The organism is Klebsiella sp. MBT K-1, assembly GCF_002556465.1.
GTDB lineage: Bacteria > Pseudomonadota > Gammaproteobacteria > Enterobacterales > Enterobacteriaceae > Klebsiella > Klebsiella grimontii.
On sequence record NZ_PDEL01000007.1, the window covers coordinates 295081 to 313390 of the forward strand.

Consider the following 18310-nt stretch of genomic DNA (forward strand, 5'->3'; position numbering starts at 1 on the left):
TACTAGACACCCGTCGGGCTAAGCATGGCGCTTTCTTTCACCACAAACCCAACATTTTTACAGAATCTTACCCGCCCGGGTTAGCGAAAGCTGGCATTTGTTTTACTTTTGGCACACATAAAGTCAAAATTAAGAATTCGTTACGCTGCCTACGGACGGCCAGCGAGGCGACGATTATACCTGAAGAAAGGACTTTAGATGCTCTTAGCGACGGCTCTGTTAATTATTGGTTTATTGCTGGTTGTCTACAGCGCCGATCGTCTGGTCTACGCCGCTTCAATACTCTGCCGTATGCTGGGAATCCCCCCCCTTATTATAGGGATGACGGTGGTCAGCATCGGTACCAGTTTACCGGAAGTCATTGTTTCCGCCGCCGCTTCCCTGCATGGGCAAACCGATCTGGCGATCGGCACAGCTCTGGGATCGAATATCACCAATATCCTGCTGATCCTCGGCCTCACCGCTCTGTTTCAACCTTTTACCGTGCATTCTGATATCCTGCGCCGCGAATTGCCGCTAATGTTGCTGGTCAGTTTACTGGCAGGATTTGTGCTGTACGACGGGCAGATTACGCGGATAGATGGCCTTTTTTTGCTGGCGCTGGCGGTACTGTGGCTGCTGTTTACCCTTAAGATTGCCCGCCTTGCGGAACGCCAGGGGAACGACAGCCTGACCCGTGAACAGCTGGCGGAGCTGCCGCGGGAGGGCTCGCTTCCCGTCGCGCTGCTCTGGTTGGGCGTCGCGATGATAGTGATGCCGATGGCCACGCGGATGGTGGTGGATAACGCCACGGTGCTGGCAAACTTTTTTGCCATCAGCGAACTGACCGTCGGCTTAACGGTCGTTGCCATCGGCACCAGCCTGCCCGAGCTGGCCACCGCCATCGCCGGAGCGCGAAAAGGCGAAAATGACATCGCCATCGGCAATATCATTGGCGCTAATATTCTGAATATCGTACTGGTTCTCGGGCTCCCCGCGCTGATTGCGCCTGGCGCCTTTGCCGCCGAGGCCTTTACCCGCGACTATGGCGTCATGCTGCTGGTCAGCCTGATCTTCGCGGTGCTGTGCTGGCGTCGTAAACAACAGCCCGGTCGCCTTGCCGGCGCCCTGCTGCTGGGTGGTTTTGTGCTTTGGTTAGCGATGCTGTACTGGACAGCGCCGCTCTTCGTTGAATGATTCGGGATAACATTATGTCGCAAATAGATTTGCCAGCGGATTTTGACTTTCAACGGGCAGGCCGTGAGGTGCTGGACATTGAACGTGAAGGTCTGGCCCAGCTCGATCAATATATTAATGAAGATTTTACCCGTGCCTGTGAGACCATTTTTCGCTGTACCGGTAAAGTTGTGGTGATGGGAATGGGTAAATCCGGCCATATCGGGCGAAAGATGGCCGCAACGTTCGCCAGCACCGGGACATCAGCATTCTTCGTCCATCCCGGCGAGGCCGCGCACGGCGATTTGGGCATGGTCACCCCCTGCGACGTAGTGATCGCGCTATCTAACTCCGGGGAATCAAATGAAATTCTCGCCCTGATCCCGGTGCTTAAGCGCCAGCAGGTGTCGCTTATCTGTATCACCAGCCGACCGGAAAGCAGCATGGCGCGCGCGGCGGATATTCATCTGTGCGTGAAGGTGCCCAAAGAGGCTTGCCCGTTAGGGCTGGCCCCCACATCAAGCACCACTGCCGCGCTGGTGATGGGCGATGCCCTTGCCGTCGCGCTGCTGGAAGCCCGCGGTTTTACCGCTGAAGATTTTGCGCTATCGCATCCCGGCGGCGCGCTGGGCCGTAAGCTACTGCTGCGGGTCAATGATATCATGCACACCGGCGATGAAATTCCGCATGTTGGCCTGGAGGCCACGCTGCGCGATGCGCTGCTGGAAATCACGCGCAAAAATTTAGGCATGACCGCTATTTGCGACGATGAAATGAATATCATCGGCATTTTCACCGATGGCGATCTGCGCCGCGTCTTTGATACCGGCATTGATATGCGTAACGCCAGCATCGCCGAAGTCATGACGCGAGGCGGCATCCGTATCCGTCCCGGTACGCTGGCCGTTGATGCGCTGAACCTGATGCAGTCCCGTCATATCACCTGCGTGCTGGTTGCCGATGGCGACCGTCTGGTAGGTGTGATACATATGCACGATCTCCTGCGCGCGGGCGTAGTGTAAGTAAGGAAAAAATAATGAATAATGCTGATGCCCTGATAACGACCTGCTATGGTCCGGTAAGTCAGGGCTTTATTGACCGGGCGGCGAAGATCCGTTTACTGATACTTGATGTGGACGGCGTTCTGTCCGACGGTCTTATCTATATGGGCAACAACGGCGAAGAGCTGAAAGCGTTTAACGTGCGCGACGGCTACGGTATCCGCTGCGCCCTGACTTCAGAGATTGAAGTAGCGATAATTACCGGGCGAAACGCTAAACTGGTGGAAGATCGCTGCCAGACGCTCGGCATCACCCATCTCTACCAGGGGCAGTCTGATAAGCTGCTGGCGTTTCATGAGCTACTCAATAAACTGGCCGTTAGCGCGGATGAAGTGGCCTATATTGGCGACGATCTGATCGACTGGCCGGTGATGGCTGAAGTGGGTTTAAGCATAGCGGTAGCCGATGCGCATCCGTTGCTGCTGCCGCGCGCGGATTACGTCACTCGTATCAACGGCGGTCGCGGAGCGGTACGCGAAGTGTGCGATTTGCTACTATTGGCGCAGGGCAAGCTGGATGAGGCCAAAGGGCAATCTATATGAGTAAAACCAGACGTTGGGTTATCATTTTACTATCGCTGGTCGCGCTGATCCTGATCGGCCTGAACCTGGCGAGTACGGACGATGCCACCCAGCAAGCGATCAATCCTGACGATCCGACGTATACCAGCGAGCATACTGATACCGTCGTTTATAGTCCCGAAGGGGCGCTTAACTACCGGCTAATCGCGGAACACGTAGAGTATTTTTCCGAACAGCAGCTCTCGTGGTTCGCAAAACCGGTGATGACCACCTTCGATACGAATAAAGTACCAACCTGGTCTATCAAAGCGGATAAAGCTAAGTTGACGAATGACCGCATGCTGTATCTTTACGGGCACGTTGAGGTTAATGCGCTGACGGCGGATTCTCAACTGCGCAAAATTACGACGGATAACGCCCAGATAAACCTGGTGACGCAGGATGTTACCTCCGATGACATGGTGACGTTGTACGGAACAACATTTAATTCCAGCGGCCTGAAAATGCGCGGGAACCTGCGCAGCAAAAATGCCGAGCTGATTGAAAAGGTTAGAACCTCATATGAAATTCAGAACAAACAAACTCAGCCTTAAGATTGCGCTCGCCAGCGCCTTACTGGCCGCCAGCCTGTCGGCACAGGCCAAAACGGGTGATACCGATCAGCCGATTCATATTGAATCCGATCAGCAGTCGCTGGATATGCAGGGCAACGTCGTTACCTTTACGGGTAATGTCGTCGTCACTCAGGGTACGATCAAAATCAACGCCGACAAAGTCGTCGTGACCCGTCCGGGCGGCGAAAAAGGCAAAGAGGTTATCGATGGCTACGGTAACCCGGCCACCTTCTACCAGATGCAGGACAACGGCAAACCGGTAAAAGGCCGCGCGTCGAAAATGCATTATGAACTGCAAAACGACTTTGTCGTCCTGACCGGCAATGCGCATCTGGAACAGATCGATAGCAATATCCAGGGTGACAAAATCACTTACCTGGTGAAAGAACAAAAAATGCAGGCTTTCAGCAATAAAGGCGGGCGCGTGACCACGGTTCTGGTTCCTTCGCAGCTGCAGGATAAAGGTAGCGATCAGTCAAAGAAGGGTAAGTAATTCGTTATGGCAACATTAACTGCAAAGAATCTTGCTAAAGCCTATAAAGGCCGCCGCGTCGTGGAAGATGTCAGTCTGACCGTGAATTCGGGCGAGATTGTTGGCCTGCTCGGTCCGAACGGCGCCGGTAAAACCACTACCTTCTATATGGTTGTTGGTATCGTACCGCGCGACGCGGGCAACATTATCATCGATGATGAAGACATCAGCCTGCTGCCGCTGCACGCGCGCGCGCGTCGCGGAATCGGCTATTTGCCGCAGGAGGCCTCCATTTTCCGCCGGCTGAGCGTTTACGATAACCTGATGGCGGTATTGCAGATTCGCGACGATCTCAGCAACGAGCAGCGCGAAGATCGCGCGAAAGAGCTGATGGAGGAGTTTCACATTGAGCACCTGCGCGATAGTCTCGGCCAGGCGCTCTCCGGTGGTGAACGGCGCCGCGTCGAGATCGCCCGCGCGTTGGCCGCTAACCCGAAATTCATCCTGCTGGATGAACCCTTTGCCGGCGTTGACCCCATCTCCGTTATCGATATCAAACGCATTATTGAACACCTGCGCGACAGCGGTCTTGGCGTCCTGATAACCGACCATAACGTCAGGGAAACGCTGGCCGTTTGCGAGCGTGCTTATATCGTCAGTCAGGGCCACCTGATAGCCCACGGTACGCCGCAGCAAATCCTTGAAGACGAGCAGGTTAAGCGCGTGTATCTTGGGGAAGACTTCAGACTCTGATAGGGTAGAGGTTACAGACGTTTTAGCCGGAGATATTGGCCCTGAATATGAAGCAAGGTTTGCAATTAAGGCTAAGCCAACAGCTTGCCATGACGCCACAACTGCAGCAGGCGATTCGTCTACTGCAGTTGTCCACGTTAGAACTCCAGCAAGAACTCCAGCAGGCGCTGGACAGTAACCCGTTGCTGGAGCAAACCGATCTTCACGATGAGGTAGAAACCAAAGAGGCCGAGGATCGCGAATCTCTGGATACCGTCGACGCCCTTGAGCAAAAAGAGATGCCCGAAGAGCTGCCGCTTGATGCCAGCTGGGATGAGATTTACACCGCCGGAACGCCATCAGGCAACGGCGTCGATTACCAGGATGACGAACTGCCCGTCTACCAGGGAGAGACCACGCAAAGCCTGCAGGATTACCTGATGTGGCAGGTTGAACTTACGCCATTCACCGATACCGATCGCGCCATCGCGACCTCTATCGTCGATGCCGTTGATGATACCGGCTACCTGACGATTTCTGTCGAAGACATCGTGGAAAGTATTGGCGACGATGAAATCGGACTTGAAGAAGTTGAAGCGGTTCTCAAGCGCATTCAGCGTTTCGACCCCGTCGGCGTGGCGGCAAAAGATTTGCGTGATTGCCTGCTGGTTCAGCTTTCACAGTTTGCCAAAGAGACGCCGTGGATTGAAGAAGCCCGCCTGATCATCAGCGATCATCTCGATCTGCTGGCCAACCACGACTTCCGCAGCCTGATGCGCGTAACCCGCCTTAAAGAAGAAGTGTTAAAGGAAGCGGTAAATCTGATCCAATCGCTGGATCCGCGCCCGGGACAGTCGATCCAAACTGGCGAGCCAGAATATGTCATTCCTGACGTTCTGGTGCGTAAAGTCAACGATCGCTGGGTGGTTGAGCTCAATTCAGATAGCCTCCCGCGCCTGAAGATCAATCAGCAGTATGCCGCTATGGGTAACAGCACGCGCAATGACGCTGACGGCCAGTTTATCCGTAGCAACCTGCAGGAAGCGCGCTGGCTGATCAAGAGCCTGGAGAGCCGCAACGACACCCTGCTGCGCGTCAGCCGCTGTATCGTCGAACAGCAGCAGGCTTTTTTTGAACAAGGTGAAGAGTTTATGAAACCGATGGTGCTGGCGGATATCGCTCAGGCCGTCGAAATGCATGAATCCACTATTTCACGCGTTACTACGCAAAAATACCTGCACAGTCCACGCGGTATTTTTGAGCTGAAGTATTTCTTCTCCAGCCATGTGAACACCGAAGGCGGCGGCGAAGCATCGTCGACGGCCATTCGCGCGCTGGTGAAGAAATTAATCGCCGCGGAAAACCCCGCGAAACCATTGAGTGATAGTAAGCTCACCACCATGCTATCCGATCAGGGTATTATGGTGGCACGGCGAACCGTTGCTAAGTACCGAGAGTCTTTATCCATTCCGCCGTCAAATCAGCGCAAGCAGCTGGTTTGACCCAACCGATAAGGAAGACACTATGCAGCTCAACATTACAGGACACAACGTCGAGATAACCCCCGCGATGCGCGATTTCGTTACCGCGAAGTTCAGCAAACTGGAGCAGTTTTTCGACAGGATCAACCAGGTCTACATTGTGTTAAAAGTGGAGAAGGTGACGCAAATTGCGGACGCCAATCTGCATGTCAACGGTGGCGAAATCCATGCCAGTGCGGAAGGCCAGGATATGTATGCTGCTATCGATGGTCTTATCGATAAGCTGGCAAGACAGTTAACAAAACATAAAGATAAACTGAAACAACACTAATTGTCCGGGCAATCGCCTACGCCAACCGCCTGCCGGCGGTTGGCAAGGAGAGCTCAGGTGAAATTATGATAAATAACGATTCGGCTCTACAACTGAGCAATGTCCTTAACCAGGAATGTACCCGTAGCCAGGTTCACTGCCAGAGCAAGAAACGCGCGCTGGAAATCATCAGCGAGCTGGCGGCAAAGCAGTTAGGCTTATCGTCCCAGATAGTGTTCGAGGCGATCCTTACCCGTGAGAAAATGGGCAGTACCGGGATTGGCAACGGCATTGCAATCCCCCATGGCAAACTCGAAGAGGATACGCTGCGGGCCGTGGGCGTGTTTGTCCAGCTGGAAACCCCCATTGCTTTCGATGCTATCGACAACCAACCCGTCGATCTGTTGTTTGCCCTTCTCGTCCCGGCCGATCAAACTAAGACGCATCTGCATACGCTCTCGCTGGTGGCGAAACGTCTGGCCGATAAAACAATTTGCCGCCGTCTGCGCGCTGCGCAAAGCGATGAAGAGCTGTATGAAATCATCACTGAAGCGGGAAGCAATAATGAGGCGTAACGAAAGCCGCACCTTACGCTTTTTCGTACTGAGGAGAAACGGTACATGGTACTGATGATCGTCAGCGGCCGTTCAGGGTCGGGGAAATCCGTCGCCCTGCGAGCGCTGGAAGATATGGGTTTTTACTGCGTGGATAACCTGCCGGTTGTGCTCTTGCCCGAGCTGGCGCGCTCGCTCGCCGACAGAAACATCTCGGCCGCGGTCAGTATTGACGTGCGAAACATGCCTGAGTCGCCGGAAATCTTCGAGCAGGCGATGAAAAATCTGCCCGCAGAGTTTTCACCTCAGCTGCTGTTCCTGGATGCCGATCGTAACACCTTGATTCGCCGCTACAGCGACACGCGTCGTTTGCATCCCCTCTCCAGCAAAAACCTGTCGCTGGAGAGCGCCATTGATGAAGAGAGCGACCTGCTGGAACCTCTGCGTTCCCGCGCTGACCTGATCGTCGATACCTCAGAAATGTCGGTACATGAGCTGGCAGAAATGCTGCGCACGCGTTTGTTAGGCAAGCGCGAACGCGAGCTGACGATGGTGTTTGAATCCTTTGGCTTTAAGCACGGTATTCCCATTGATGCTGATTACGTTTTCGACGTACGCTTCCTGCCGAACCCGCACTGGGATCCGAAGCTGCGCCCGATGACCGGTCTGGATAAACCCGTGGCCGCCTTCCTCGACCGGCACACGGAAGTTCACAATTTCATTTACCAGACCCGCAGCTATCTTGAGCTATGGTTACCTATGCTGGAGACCAATAACCGCAGCTATCTGACGGTAGCTATTGGTTGTACCGGTGGTAAACACCGTTCGGTTTACATCGCCGAACAGCTGGCTGACTACTTCCGCTCGCGCGGTAAGAACGTGCAGTCCCGTCATCGGACGCTGGAAAAACGCAAATCATGACCGTTAAGCAAACCGTTGAAATCACCAATAAGCTGGGGATGCACGCTCGCCCGGCGATGAAGCTGTTTGAATTAATGCAGAACTACGATGCTGAAGTGCTGCTGCGCAATGATGAAGGAACTGTAGCTGAAGCGAATAGCGTGATTGCCCTGCTGATGCTTGACTCAGCTAAAGGGCGGCAGATTGAGATTGAAGCCAACGGCCCGCAAGAAGTGGAGGCGCTGGCAGCGGTTATCGCGCTGTTCAACGCCGGGTTTGATGAGGATTAGATTTCACTCCCCCGGTCGCAGCGCGCCTTCCGGGGTACTGAGCCGTGAAATCATCAATGTAGCTGATTCGCCCGCATAAACCCTTCCCCGCCTAACTGCCTCATCTGGCGCAGGATCCACGCCTGGCGGCTGCGAATATAACCCGACGGCGCGTCAGCGCGAAAGCGAATGGGATTAGGCAAAACCGCCGCTAAAAGCGCGGCTTCAGCAGCCGTCAATCTGCTGGCCGGTTTGTGAAAATAGCGCTGTGATGCGGCTTCAACGCCAAACGTCCCTTCACCAAACTCCGCAATATTCAGATAAACGGTGAGGATCCGCTTTTTGCTCCAGACCGTCTCAATGCCAACGGTCAGCCCCGCCTCCAGCCCTTTTCTTAGCCAGCTGCGACCATCCCACAGGAACAGGTTTTTTGCCGTCTGCTGCGACAGGGTTGACGCACCGCGGATGCGGTTCTCATTGCGTTCATTGTGCGCCAGCGCCTTCTCAATCGCCGGGACGTCAAACCCCCAGTGCTCCGGGAATTTCTGGTCTTCCGCGGCAATAACCGCCAGCCCCATCCACGGAGAAATTTCATCCATGCCCACCCAATCGGAATGGGCGATGTAATGAAAATTCCCTGAGAGCCAGGCGCCGAGCTGCCGCTCCAGCATCACCGCTGAAAACGGGACGGGGACGATGCTAAACAGAGCAACCCCGCCGCCCCATAGCACCGCGCAAGCCAGCAGCAGCCTCAGCAAAAAACGTTTAATCAAGCGCAACGGCGAAAAGCGAAATGTCATGCCGTCAGAACCAATACGCGAGCAACCAGCTTTTCAATTCCGCTCGCCGCTTCGGCGATGTTCTGCGCCAGCATATACGCGGGAGTCGTCACCACTTTATTGTCTTCATCAACCACAATGTCATCGACCGGGCAAGGCACGTGTTCGGCCCCCATCTCCTCTACCGCATCGGCGGTATCAAGATCGGTACCAATAGTGACGCGTAGCGGAATAGAGAATATTTTAGGCAACAGCGCCGGAGCGATACAGATAAAGCCCAACGGTTTACCCGCCTGATGCATCGCCAGCGCCAGGGCCTTGAGATCGCTATCCACTTCACATTCACTTCCCTGCGAAGCAAAATTGCTGAGGTTCTTTGCCGCGCCAAAACCGCCGGGCACAATCAGCGCGTCCAGCGCATCCGCCCGGGCGTTTGCTAAAGGCTGAATCTCTCCGCGCGCGATACGCGCCGCTTCCACAAGCACATTACGGCTTTCCGCCTGCGCTTCGCCGGTCAGGTGATTGATAACATCGGTTTGCGCTTTATCAGGCGCATAGCAGATAGCCTGAGCGCCGCTGCGGGCAATAGCCAGCAGGGTAATAACGGCTTCATGAATTTCGCTTCCGTCATAAACGCCGCAACCGCTCAGCACGACACCAATTTTCTTCATCACATCAGCCCCTTAGTACAAGTTTATGAAAGCAGTCAAAAATTTTGATTTACTCGCTATGCTTCACATATTTTACTGTTTCACGTAACAAAATATTTAAGGTTTGCTATCTTAATGAGCGAGTAAGCCAAATCCTCAGGTTGCGCCGTGTAAAAAAATCACTCAAATGATTCTGGCGCAATGACCCGTTCCCTGGTGTTGGCGCAGTATTCGCGCACCCCGGTTTATCCGGGGTCATTTTTTATCTGCCGCCGCTACCCACGCCTTCAGTACCGCGACATCGTTTTGCCATTCGGATTTCATCTCTTCAACCCATTCGCCAACGTTATCCGACCAGGCCGGTAAATCCGGGGTTTGGATCTGCTGGCCTAGCTGCTGGATATGGCGCAAACCGATAGAGCCCGCAGCGCCTTTTATCTTATGCCCCTCATCGACGATACCTTTCTGGTCGCGAGCGGTTAAATTTGATTCCAGAACCGCCATGTAGCCCGGCATCATTCTTTCGAAAACGGCCAGACCGTCATTAATCAGCTTCGGCCCTACCAGTTCGATATACTGCTCAAGCATCGGAATATCCAGTACGGAAGCTGATTTACTGATATCTACAGATGGCATCTCATTCTCCTCCTCTTCCGGCGCATCCCAGAATTTTTTGATAATCGCGGTTAATGCCGGAACCGATAACGGCTTGCTCAGGACATCATCCATTCCCGCTTCCAGATACTCAGTCTTGTTCTTCAGGACGTTAGCGGTAAGCGCAACTAGCGGGGGAAGCTCATCGGCGGCAAAGCGCTGTTTCAGCTGACGAGAAATATCGAGCCCAGTCATATCCGGTAGTTGAATATCGAGCAGAACCAGATCGTACTCGCCGGGTACAAACATCTCCAGCGCAGCCTTACCGGTCATCGCCACATCCACGCTGTTGCCCAGCTTCTCCAGTACCGAACGCGCCACGATCACGTTGAGCTCAATATCTTCCACCAGCAGCACGTTCAGCGCAGGTAATGGCATTTCATCTTCCGCCAGCGTGTCTTCAACCTCTTCAGCCACGGCCGGCGCGTGTACGGTGAGCGTGAACGTGGCCCCTTTACCCGGCAGGCTGGCAACGCTAATGTCGCCGCCCATATTACGCGCCAGACGCCGCGACACGGCGAGTCCGATGCCGGTACCTGTCGCTGGCTTGCCGCCCTGGCTATCTTTCACCTGGTAATACATGGCGAAAATTTTATCCTGTTCCGCTTCAGGGATGCCAATGCCTGAATCTTCCACTTCAAAGTGCAGGATGTCCCCTTCGTCATAGCGCACGCGCACGTTCACGCTCCCACCCTGCGGGGTAAACTTCACGGCGTTGCTGATTAGATTCCACAAGATTTGGCGTAAACGCGTTCCGTCGGTGATCACTTTATGCGGCAGCGGAAGCGAAGGATCCAGCACAAAGCGCAGCCCTTTCTGCTGCGCCTGCAAGCCGGAGAGGTTTTCAAGGTCGGCAAGGAAGCCGGTGAAATCAACCGGCTGGTTATCCAACTGAATTTTACGCCGCTCCATCTTATCCATCTCAATAATATCATTGAAGATATTACCCAGCGTTACCGCTGAGACGTGGATGGTTTTCAGGTATCTTTCCTGTTCGTCGGTCAGGTCGGTATCGAGAAGGATTCGGCTCAGCCCGACGATGCCGTTAAGCGGCGTACGCAGCTCGTGGCTGATCGTTGAGATAAAGGTGGTCTTATCGCGGCTGGCCCGCTCCAGCGCGTCCTGATAGCGCTTACGCTCCGTAATATCACGACCGAACCCCATCAGGCCGCGCCGCTTACCGACGCGGTCATAATAGGGCACTTTGCGGATTTCAAAGCAGGCCTTGCGCCCGTCCGGATAATCCAGCCACTGCTCGTAGGTGAGCGAAACGTTATGGCGGAAGACTTTCTCATCCGTCTCCAGCACCTTCTCCGCCACCTCTTCGCTGTAGACATCCTGCGGCTTCAGATGAATAAGCTGTTTTTCGCTTTTACCGGTCAGCAGTTCCATGGCGCGGTTACAGCCTGAAAACTCTTTATCTTCATTACGATAGAAAACCAGGTCCGGTGAAGCGTCAAGGAAGGAGCGCAAAAAGGACGATTGCTGTTCAAGCTGAATTTGCGTTTCTTCACGCTCCTTCATCTCAATTTTCAGCTGTTCAAGCGTCGTTTCACGTTCCGCTTCAGCTTTTTCACGTTCGCCGATTTCCTGATTAAGTTGGGCGATATTGTCCTTAAGCTGCACATTCAGCTTGAGATCGCGCTCGCGCATCTCCTCCAGTTTCTCCACCAGCCGCGAAAGACGCTGCCGGGACTCTTCCAGCTGCTCAACGACCACCGACAGGAAATAAACCGCCCACGGCGTAATCAGCAAACCAAAGAAGATAGAGCGGATCACATCAATACTTTCCACCTGGCCGTGCAGCACCATAGTAACGGCCATCTGCACGACGATCGCCAGCACCACCAGCGCAAAGGCCAGCAGCATGGAAAAGCGCACCAGACCCAGCTTCATCATCAGGTCAACATAATACTGCGCCAGCATACGGATTTGCTTCATAAGGGATTCCTTCGCGACAACTTCGCACAATAATACTCAATTCTGAGCAAGACGCTGTAAGTTGTGCGAAAAATGCGGGAAGGATTGTAGTTACGCGCCTGCCTGGGGGTAGCAGTCAGCCGGAATGCGGCTGGCGATGACGTTATTCGGTAGCGGCCGGAGATCTCCAGCAACGACCAATAGCTGACCCCTGAACGCCGTATTCATTGAGATATTTATCCAGCTCAACCATCCCGGTCCAACGGTTCTCACACCACAGCGGCGCCAGCAGCATCGGACGTCGAGCACTGGCGGAAATACGGTGATAAATCACCTCTGGCGGGGTATGGCGGATCATCTCGCCTGCGCTGACCGTATAGTCCGCCAGATCAATACCCTGCAACCTTCCGGCCTGCCACGCCCTGGCCATAATGCTGCCCTTCACAATATGAAGTGGATGCAGCTTAATGCCGTCTACGCCGGTCTCTACCACCTGTTTTAGCGTTTCAAGGCATTCGCTCTGCCCTTCACCCGGCAGGCCAACGATAAGGTGGCTGCACACTTTGAGGCCCCGCTCGCGCGCCAGACGGGCTGTACGCTGGTAGCAGGCAAAATCGTGGCCGCGATTAATTCGGCGCAGCGTTTTATCGTGCGCGGTTTGTAAACCCAACTCGAGCCAGACTTCATAACCCTGCTGCCGATATTCAGACAGCAGATCCAATACCGCTCCGGGGACGCAGTCCGGGCGAGTGCCCACGCAGAGCCCGACGATATTCGCCTGGCTGACCGCCTGCTGATACATGGAGCGCAGTACCTGTACCTCGGCAAAGGTGCTGGTATAAGCCTGGAAATAGGCCAGATAGCGTTTTGCGCGGTTAACCCGCTGCGCCTGATGGGCCAGCTGTTCAGCGATCGAGCGGTGCTGCTGTTCTTCATCGGCAAAAGAGGCGACATTACAGAACGTACAGCCGCCGCGACCAAGGGTGCCATCGCGATTTGGGCAACTAAATCCACCGTGCAGCGTCAGTTTATGAACCTTTTCACCGTAGCGGCGCATAAGATCCCCACCAAACATATTGACTAATTTTTGTAACTGCATAATCTGATAGACCGGCCTTAAGAAAGGGGCCAAGCCTGCCATTTTTAGCTACCGACGGCGATGACCTGGATCAATCGTCAACGCGGCCGCTTATCTCATTGCATAAATAATCAAGATAACTGCAATTTAATTCACCATCATGGTAATGAGTTTTCCTTATATATAGCCTCTGATTTGCCATTATCTTTACCAGGGCATAAAACAGTATCAATAACTTTTAATCAAACAAAAACCAGTTTAAAAAACTGCAATAAATGAACACTTCAGCACAGAACGATAATAGCGTGCCGTCGATATAGTGAGACAGATCACACTCGATCAAGCCGTTCCCTGCGCTTCCCTGGCATTCAAAAGACCGTTATTTTATTAAAAATCAGTATATTAGATGTTGTATAGCACATTTTTGTATAAATAAGATTGCCATTTGACGTATGTGTGGATTCCCGATAAGTTGGGAATCCGCTGGAAGCTTTCTGGATGAGCGCTCTGCTCATCATATTTATGCAGTAATTGAGATTCCCTCTTAACAGCAAGTCCTCAAACTTGTGTACCGACGCGAAAAGGATTTAAAGAGGGCGAATGCGAGGTGTAAACCCCGTCGCCATGCTCTTTCTGTGCCCGTGCGCAATCGGTATCGGAGGGTGTCCCGTAGAGCCTGGGGAGGTTCACTGATATGTTGTACGATAAATCCCTTGAGAGGGATAACTGTGGTTTCGGCCTGATCGCCCACATAGAAGGCGAACCTAGCCACAAGGTAGTGCGAACCGCTATACACGCACTGGCCCGAATGCAGCACCGCGGCGCGATTCTTGCCGATGGAAAAACCGGCGACGGTTGTGGCTTGCTGCTACAAAAACCCGATCGTTTCTTCCGAATTGTTGCGGAAGAGCGCGGCTGGCGTTTAGCCAAAAATTACGCCGTTGGGATGCTGTTCCTTAATAAGGATCCTGAACTGGCCAAAGCGGCACGCCGCATCGTCGAAGAAGAACTTCAACGCGAAACGCTGTCTATCGTTGGCTGGCGCGATGTGCCGACTAATGAAGGCGTTCTTGGTGAAATCGCCCTCTCCTCGCTGCCCCGTATTGAACAAATCTTTGTGAACGCCCCGGCTGGCTGGCGTCCGCGCGACATGGAGCGCCGTTTATTCATCGCGCGTCGCCGTATCGAAAAACGCCTGCAGGAAGATAAAGATTTCTACGTTTGCAGCCTGTCGAACCTGGTCAACATTTATAAAGGTCTGTGTATGCCGGCGGATCTGCCGCGCTTCTACCTGGATCTTGCGGACCTGCGCCTGGAGTCGGCGATCTGCCTGTTCCACCAGCGCTTTTCCACCAACACCGTGCCGCGCTGGCCGCTGGCGCAGCCGTTCCGCTATCTGGCGCACAACGGCGAGATCAACACCATCACCGGCAACCGCCAGTGGGCCCGCGCCCGTACCTATAAGTTCCAGACGCCGCTGATCCCGGACCTCCACGACGCCGCGCCGTTCGTCAATGAAACCGGCTCTGACTCCAGCTCCATGGATAACATGCTGGAGCTGCTGCTGGCGGGCGGGATGGATATCATCCGAGCCATGCGCCTGCTGGTGCCGCCAGCCTGGCAAAACAACCCGGATATGGATCCAGACCTGCGGTCGTTCTTCGACTTTAACTCCATGCATATGGAGCCGTGGGACGGCCCGGCGGGCATCGTCATGTCCGACGGTCGCTATGCCGCCTGTAACCTCGACCGTAACGGTCTGCGCCCGGCGCGCTACGTCATCACCAAAGACAAGCTCATCACCTGCGCTTCCGAAGTCGGGATCTGGGATTACCAGCCGGATGAAGTGGTCGAAAAAGGCCGCGTCGGCCCGGGCGAGCTGATGGTTATCGATACCCGCGAGGGGCGTATTCTGCACTCCGCGGAAACCGACAACGATCTGAAAAGCCGCCACCCATATAAAGAGTGGATGGCGAAAAACGTCCGTCGCCTGGTGCCATTCGAAGATCTGCCGGATGAAGAGGTCGGTAGCCGCCAGCTGGACGATGATACCCTCGCCAGCTACCAGAAACAGTTTAACTACAGCGCTGAAGAGCTGGACTCCGTCCTGCGCGTTCTGGGTGAAAACGGCCAGGAGGCGGTCGGCTCAATGGGCGACGATACCCCATTTGCCGTGCTCTCCAGCCAGCCGCGTATCATTTACGATTACTTCCGCCAACAGTTCGCGCAGGTGACCAACCCGCCGATCGATCCGCTGCGCGAAGCGCACGTCATGTCGCTGGCCACCAGCATCGGCCGTGAAATGAACGTCTTCTGCGAAGCGGAAGGCCAGGCGCACCGCCTGAGCTTCAAATCGCCGATTCTGCTGTACTCCGATTTTAAACAGCTGACCACCATGGAAGAGGAGCACTATCGCGCCGACGTCCTGGATATCACTTTTGATGCCACCGCAACCACGCTGGCTGAAACCGTGAAGGCGCTGTGCGATAAAGCCGAACAAATGGTACGTAACGGTACCGTTCTGCTGGTGCTCTCTGACCGCAACATCGCGAAAAACCGTCTGCCGGTACCGGCTCCGATGGCGGTCGGCGCAATTCAGACCCGACTGGTCGATAAGAGCCTGCGCTGCGATGCCAACATTATTGTCGAAACCGCCAGCGCCCGCGATCCGCACCATTTTGCCGTGCTGCTCGGCTTCGGCGCGACGGCTATCTACCCGTACCTCGCCTATGAAACCCTGGCGAAGCTGGTGGATAACAAAGCCATCGACAAAGAGTACCGCGCGGTGATGCTGAACTATCGTAACGGCATCAACAAAGGTCTGTATAAAATCATGTCGAAGATGGGGATTTCGACCATTGCGTCCTATCGCTGCTCGAAGCTGTTTGAAGCGGTCGGCCTGCATCGCGACGTCTCCGACCTGTGCTTCCAGGGCGTCGTCAGCCGCATCGGCGGCGCGGGCTTCGATGACTTCCAGCAGGATCTGCTGAACCTGTCGAAACGTGCCTGGCTGGCGCGTAAACCGCTGGACCAGGGCGGCCTGCTGAAGTACGTCCACGGTGGCGAATATCACGCCTACAACCCGGACGTGGTGCGTACCCTGCAGCAAGCGGTACAAAGCGGCGAATACGGTGATTACCAGCAGTACGCGAAGCTGGTTAACGAGCGTCCGGCGGCAACGCTGCGCGATCTGCTGGCCGTGACGCCGGACGGCACCACGGTGAGCCTGGAAGACGTTGAGCCGGCCAGCGAGCTGTTCAAACGCTTCGATACCGCGGCGATGTCTATCGGCGCGCTGAGCCCCGAAGCGCACGAAGCGCTGGCGGAAGCGATGAACAGCATCGGCGGTAATTCCAACTCCGGCGAAGGCGGCGAAGACCCGGCGCGCTATGGCACGAATAAAGTCTCGCGCATTAAGCAGGTTGCTTCCGGCCGCTTCGGCGTAACCCCCGCTTATCTGGTCAACGCCGACGTTATCCAGATTAAAGTCGCTCAGGGCGCGAAGCCTGGCGAAGGCGGCCAGCTGCCGGGCGATAAAGTGACGCCCTACATCGCCAAACTGCGCTATTCCGTGCCGGGCGTGACGCTGATCTCCCCGCCGCCGCACCACGATATTTACTCTATCGAGGATCTGGCGCAGCTGATTTTCGACCTGAAGCAGGTCAACCCGAAGGCGATGATCTCCGTGAAGCTGGTTTCCGAACCGGGCGTCGGGACTATCGCCACCGGCGTGGCAAAAGCTTACGCGGATTTAATCACCATCGCTGGCTATGACGGTGGCACCGGCGCCAGCCCGCTCTCTTCAGTGAAGTACGCAGGCTGTCCGTGGGAACTGGGACTGGTGGAAACCCAGCAGGCGCTGGTTGCCAACGGGCTGCGCCACAAAATTCGTCTGCAGGTGGACGGCGGCCTGAAAACCGGCCTTGATATCATCAAAGCGGCCATCCTCGGGGCTGAGAGCTTCGGCTTCGGTACCGGCCCAATGGTCGCGCTGGGCTGTAAATATCTGCGTATTTGCCACCTGAACAACTGCGCAACCGGCGTAGCAACCCAGGACGACAAACTGCGTAAGAACCACTATCACGGTCTGCCGTTTAAAGTGACCAACTACTTTGAATTCATCGCCCGCGAAACTCGCGAGCTGATGGCGCAGCTGGGCGTGAAGCGTCTGGTGGATCTGATTGGTCGCACCGACCTGCTGAAAGAGCTGGACGGATTTACCGCCAAGCAGCAGAAGCTGGATCTGAGCAAGATGCTGGAAACCGCTGAGCCGCATCCTGGCAAAGCGCTGTACTGCACGGAGAACAACCCGCCGTTCGACAATGGCGTACTCAATGCCCAGCTTCTGCAGCAGGCGAAACCGTTTGTTGACAGCAAGCAGAGCAAAACGTTCTGGTTCGATATCCGCAACACCGATCGCTCCGTTGGCGCATCGCTGTCCGGTTATATCGCCCAGACTCACGGCGACCAGGGTCTCGCTGCCGACCCGATTGTCGCCCACTTTAGCGGTACTGCGGGCCAGAGCTTCGGCGTGTGGAATGCCGGCGGCGTCGAACTGCATCTGACTGGCGATGCGAACGACTATGTGGGTAAAGGGATGGCCGGCGGCCTGCTCGCCATTCGTCCTCCGGTAGGCTCGGCCTTCCGTAGCCACGAAGCCAGCATCATCGGCAACACCTGCCTGTACGGCGCGACCGGCGGTCGCCTGTATGCTGCGGGCCGTGCGGGCGAGCGTTTCGCGGTGCGTAACTCCGGCGCGATCACCGTCGTCGAAGGTATTGGCGACAACGGCTGTGAATACATGACCGGCGGCATCGTCTGCGTGCTGGGTAAAACCGGCGTCAACTTTGGCGCAGGCATGACCGGCGGCTTTGGTTACGTTCTGGATGAAGATGGCGACTTCCGCAAACGCGTGAACCCTGAACTGGTAGAAGTGCTGGACGTTGACTCTCTGGCCATCCATGAAGAGCACCTGCGCGGTTTGATTACCGAGCACGTGCAGCTTACCGGCTCGCAGCGCGGCGAAGAGATCCTGGCTAACTGGCCGGCCTTCTCAGCGAAGTTTGCGCTGGTTAAACCGAAGTCCAGCGATGTTAAAGCACTGTTGGGTCACCGTAGTCGTTCCGCAGCTGAGCTGCGGGTGCAGGCGCAGTAAGGGGT

16 protein-coding genes are annotated in these 18310 nt (G+C 55.1%); 12 read left to right on the forward strand and 4 right to left on the reverse strand.

The window, feature by feature from the left end; genetic code table 11:
- The first annotated feature begins 198 nt into the window (after window positions 1–198).
- From CMQ96_RS13055 to npr, 11 genes are all read left to right on the forward strand, one after another.
- The gene (locus tag CMQ96_RS13055) at window positions 199–1176 is read left to right on the forward strand and encodes a calcium/sodium antiporter (protein ID WP_004139780.1); all 978 of its coding nucleotides are present in this window, start codon (window positions 199–201) and stop codon (window positions 1174–1176) included.
- Window positions 1173–2177, forward strand: a complete 1005-nt coding sequence (kdsD, locus tag CMQ96_RS13060; RefSeq protein ID WP_171820852.1) for an arabinose-5-phosphate isomerase KdsD — start codon at window positions 1173–1175, stop codon at window positions 2175–2177. The genes CMQ96_RS13055 and kdsD overlap by 4 nt, the downstream gene beginning before the upstream one ends.
- Before the next feature lie 14 nt (window positions 2178–2191).
- Window positions 2192–2758: a 3-deoxy-manno-octulosonate-8-phosphatase KdsC gene (gene kdsC / locus CMQ96_RS13065; RefSeq protein WP_024358756.1), complete on the forward strand. Its 567-nt coding sequence runs from the start codon at window positions 2192–2194 to the stop codon at window positions 2756–2758.
- Window positions 2755–3330, forward strand: coding sequence for an LPS export ABC transporter periplasmic protein LptC (lptC, locus tag CMQ96_RS13070; protein WP_004125700.1), 576 nt, complete (start codon window positions 2755–2757; stop codon window positions 3328–3330). Before kdsC ends, lptC begins: the two co-directional genes overlap by 4 nt.
- Window positions 3299–3844 (forward strand): lipopolysaccharide ABC transporter substrate-binding protein LptA, encoded by a 546-nt coding sequence (lptA, locus tag CMQ96_RS13075; protein WP_004125703.1) that lies wholly within the window; start codon window positions 3299–3301, stop codon window positions 3842–3844. Before lptC ends, lptA begins: the two co-directional genes overlap by 32 nt.
- 6 nt (window positions 3845–3850) lie before the next feature.
- Window positions 3851–4576 carry an LPS export ABC transporter ATP-binding protein gene (lptB, locus tag CMQ96_RS13080; protein WP_004125705.1) on the forward strand — a complete coding sequence of 242 codons (726 nt, stop codon included), beginning with the start codon at window positions 3851–3853 and terminating at the stop codon, window positions 4574–4576.
- A 47-nt stretch (window positions 4577–4623) separates the two neighbouring features.
- Window positions 4624–6057 carry an RNA polymerase factor sigma-54 gene (gene rpoN / locus CMQ96_RS13085; protein ID WP_049087000.1) on the forward strand — a complete coding sequence of 478 codons (1434 nt, stop codon included), beginning with the start codon at window positions 4624–4626 and terminating at the stop codon, window positions 6055–6057.
- A 22-nt stretch (window positions 6058–6079) separates the two neighbouring features.
- On the forward strand, window positions 6080–6367 hold the full coding sequence (hpf, locus tag CMQ96_RS13090; RefSeq protein WP_004106167.1) for a ribosome hibernation promoting factor: 288 nt from the start codon (window positions 6080–6082) through the stop codon (window positions 6365–6367).
- A gap of 65 nt (window positions 6368–6432) precedes the next feature.
- Window positions 6433–6921, forward strand: a complete 489-nt coding sequence (gene ptsN, locus CMQ96_RS13095; protein WP_004125714.1) for a PTS IIA-like nitrogen regulatory protein PtsN — start codon at window positions 6433–6435, stop codon at window positions 6919–6921.
- A gap of 45 nt (window positions 6922–6966) precedes the next feature.
- Complete coding sequence (gene rapZ / locus CMQ96_RS13100) at window positions 6967–7821, forward strand: RNase adapter RapZ (protein ID WP_004106169.1); 855 nt, start codon at window positions 6967–6969, stop codon at window positions 7819–7821.
- A complete protein-coding gene (gene npr, locus CMQ96_RS13105) occupies window positions 7818–8090 on the forward strand; it encodes a PTS phosphocarrier protein NPr (protein WP_004139771.1) in 273 nt (90 codons plus the stop codon). The genes rapZ and npr overlap by 4 nt, the downstream gene beginning before the upstream one ends.
- 53 nt (window positions 8091–8143) lie before the next feature.
- Here npr and mtgA read toward each other — a convergent pair whose 3' ends face one another.
- From mtgA to CMQ96_RS13125, 4 genes are all read right to left on the reverse strand, one after another.
- Entirely contained in the window at window positions 8144–8869 is a 726-nt protein-coding gene (gene mtgA, locus CMQ96_RS13110; RefSeq protein WP_004139770.1) for a monofunctional biosynthetic peptidoglycan transglycosylase, read from the reverse strand.
- Window positions 8866–9519, reverse strand: coding sequence for an isoprenoid biosynthesis glyoxalase ElbB (gene elbB / locus CMQ96_RS13115; RefSeq protein ID WP_004139768.1), 654 nt, complete (start codon window positions 9517–9519; stop codon window positions 8866–8868). The genes mtgA and elbB overlap by 4 nt, the downstream gene beginning before the upstream one ends.
- A gap of 234 nt (window positions 9520–9753) precedes the next feature.
- A complete protein-coding gene (gene arcB / locus CMQ96_RS13120) occupies window positions 9754–12093 on the reverse strand; it encodes an aerobic respiration two-component sensor histidine kinase ArcB (protein ID WP_024358760.1) in 2340 nt (779 codons plus the stop codon).
- 142 nt (window positions 12094–12235) lie between these two features.
- A complete protein-coding gene (locus CMQ96_RS13125) occupies window positions 12236–13171 on the reverse strand; it encodes a TIGR01212 family radical SAM protein (RefSeq protein WP_098066900.1) in 936 nt (311 codons plus the stop codon).
- 673 nt (window positions 13172–13844) lie between these two features.
- Here CMQ96_RS13125 and gltB point away from each other — a divergent pair.
- Complete coding sequence (gene gltB / locus CMQ96_RS13140) at window positions 13845–18305, forward strand: glutamate synthase large subunit (RefSeq protein ID WP_049250658.1); 4461 nt, start codon at window positions 13845–13847, stop codon at window positions 18303–18305.
- Window positions 18306–18310 lie beyond the last annotated feature (5 nt).

Excerpts from the sequence above, each read along its gene's own strand:
- hpf (WP_004106167.1), top strand. The coding sequence starts at position 6,080 with ATGCAGCTCAACATTACAGGACACAACGTCGAGATAACCCCCGCGATG.
- ptsN (WP_004125714.1), top strand. The coding sequence starts at position 6,433 with ATGATAAATAACGATTCGGCTCTACAACTGAGCAATGTCCTTAACCAG.
- kdsC (WP_024358756.1), top strand. The coding sequence starts at position 2,192 with ATGAATAATGCTGATGCCCTGATAACGACCTGCTATGGTCCGGTAAGT.
- kdsD (WP_171820852.1), top strand. The coding sequence starts at position 1,173 with ATGATTCGGGATAACATTATGTCGCAAATAGATTTGCCAGCGGATTTT.
- gltB (WP_049250658.1), top strand. The coding sequence starts at position 13,845 with ATGTTGTACGATAAATCCCTTGAGAGGGATAACTGTGGTTTCGGCCTG.
- lptA (WP_004125703.1), top strand. The coding sequence starts at position 3,299 with ATGAAATTCAGAACAAACAAACTCAGCCTTAAGATTGCGCTCGCCAGC.
- rpoN (WP_049087000.1), top strand. The coding sequence starts at position 4,624 with ATGAAGCAAGGTTTGCAATTAAGGCTAAGCCAACAGCTTGCCATGACG.
- lptC (WP_004125700.1), top strand. The coding sequence starts at position 2,755 with ATGAGTAAAACCAGACGTTGGGTTATCATTTTACTATCGCTGGTCGCG.
- rapZ (WP_004106169.1), top strand. The coding sequence starts at position 6,967 with ATGGTACTGATGATCGTCAGCGGCCGTTCAGGGTCGGGGAAATCCGTC.
- lptB (WP_004125705.1), top strand. The coding sequence starts at position 3,851 with ATGGCAACATTAACTGCAAAGAATCTTGCTAAAGCCTATAAAGGCCGC.
- mtgA (WP_004139770.1), bottom strand. The coding sequence starts at position 8,869 with ATGACATTTCGCTTTTCGCCGTTGCGCTTGATTAAACGTTTTTTGCTG.
- CMQ96_RS13055 (WP_004139780.1), top strand. The coding sequence starts at position 199 with ATGCTCTTAGCGACGGCTCTGTTAATTATTGGTTTATTGCTGGTTGTC.
- CMQ96_RS13125 (WP_098066900.1), bottom strand. The coding sequence starts at position 13,171 with ATGCAGTTACAAAAATTAGTCAATATGTTTGGTGGGGATCTTATGCGC.
- npr (WP_004139771.1), top strand. The coding sequence starts at position 7,818 with ATGACCGTTAAGCAAACCGTTGAAATCACCAATAAGCTGGGGATGCAC.
- elbB (WP_004139768.1), bottom strand. The coding sequence starts at position 9,519 with ATGAAGAAAATTGGTGTCGTGCTGAGCGGTTGCGGCGTTTATGACGGA.
- arcB (WP_024358760.1), bottom strand. The coding sequence starts at position 12,093 with ATGAAGCAAATCCGTATGCTGGCGCAGTATTATGTTGACCTGATGATG.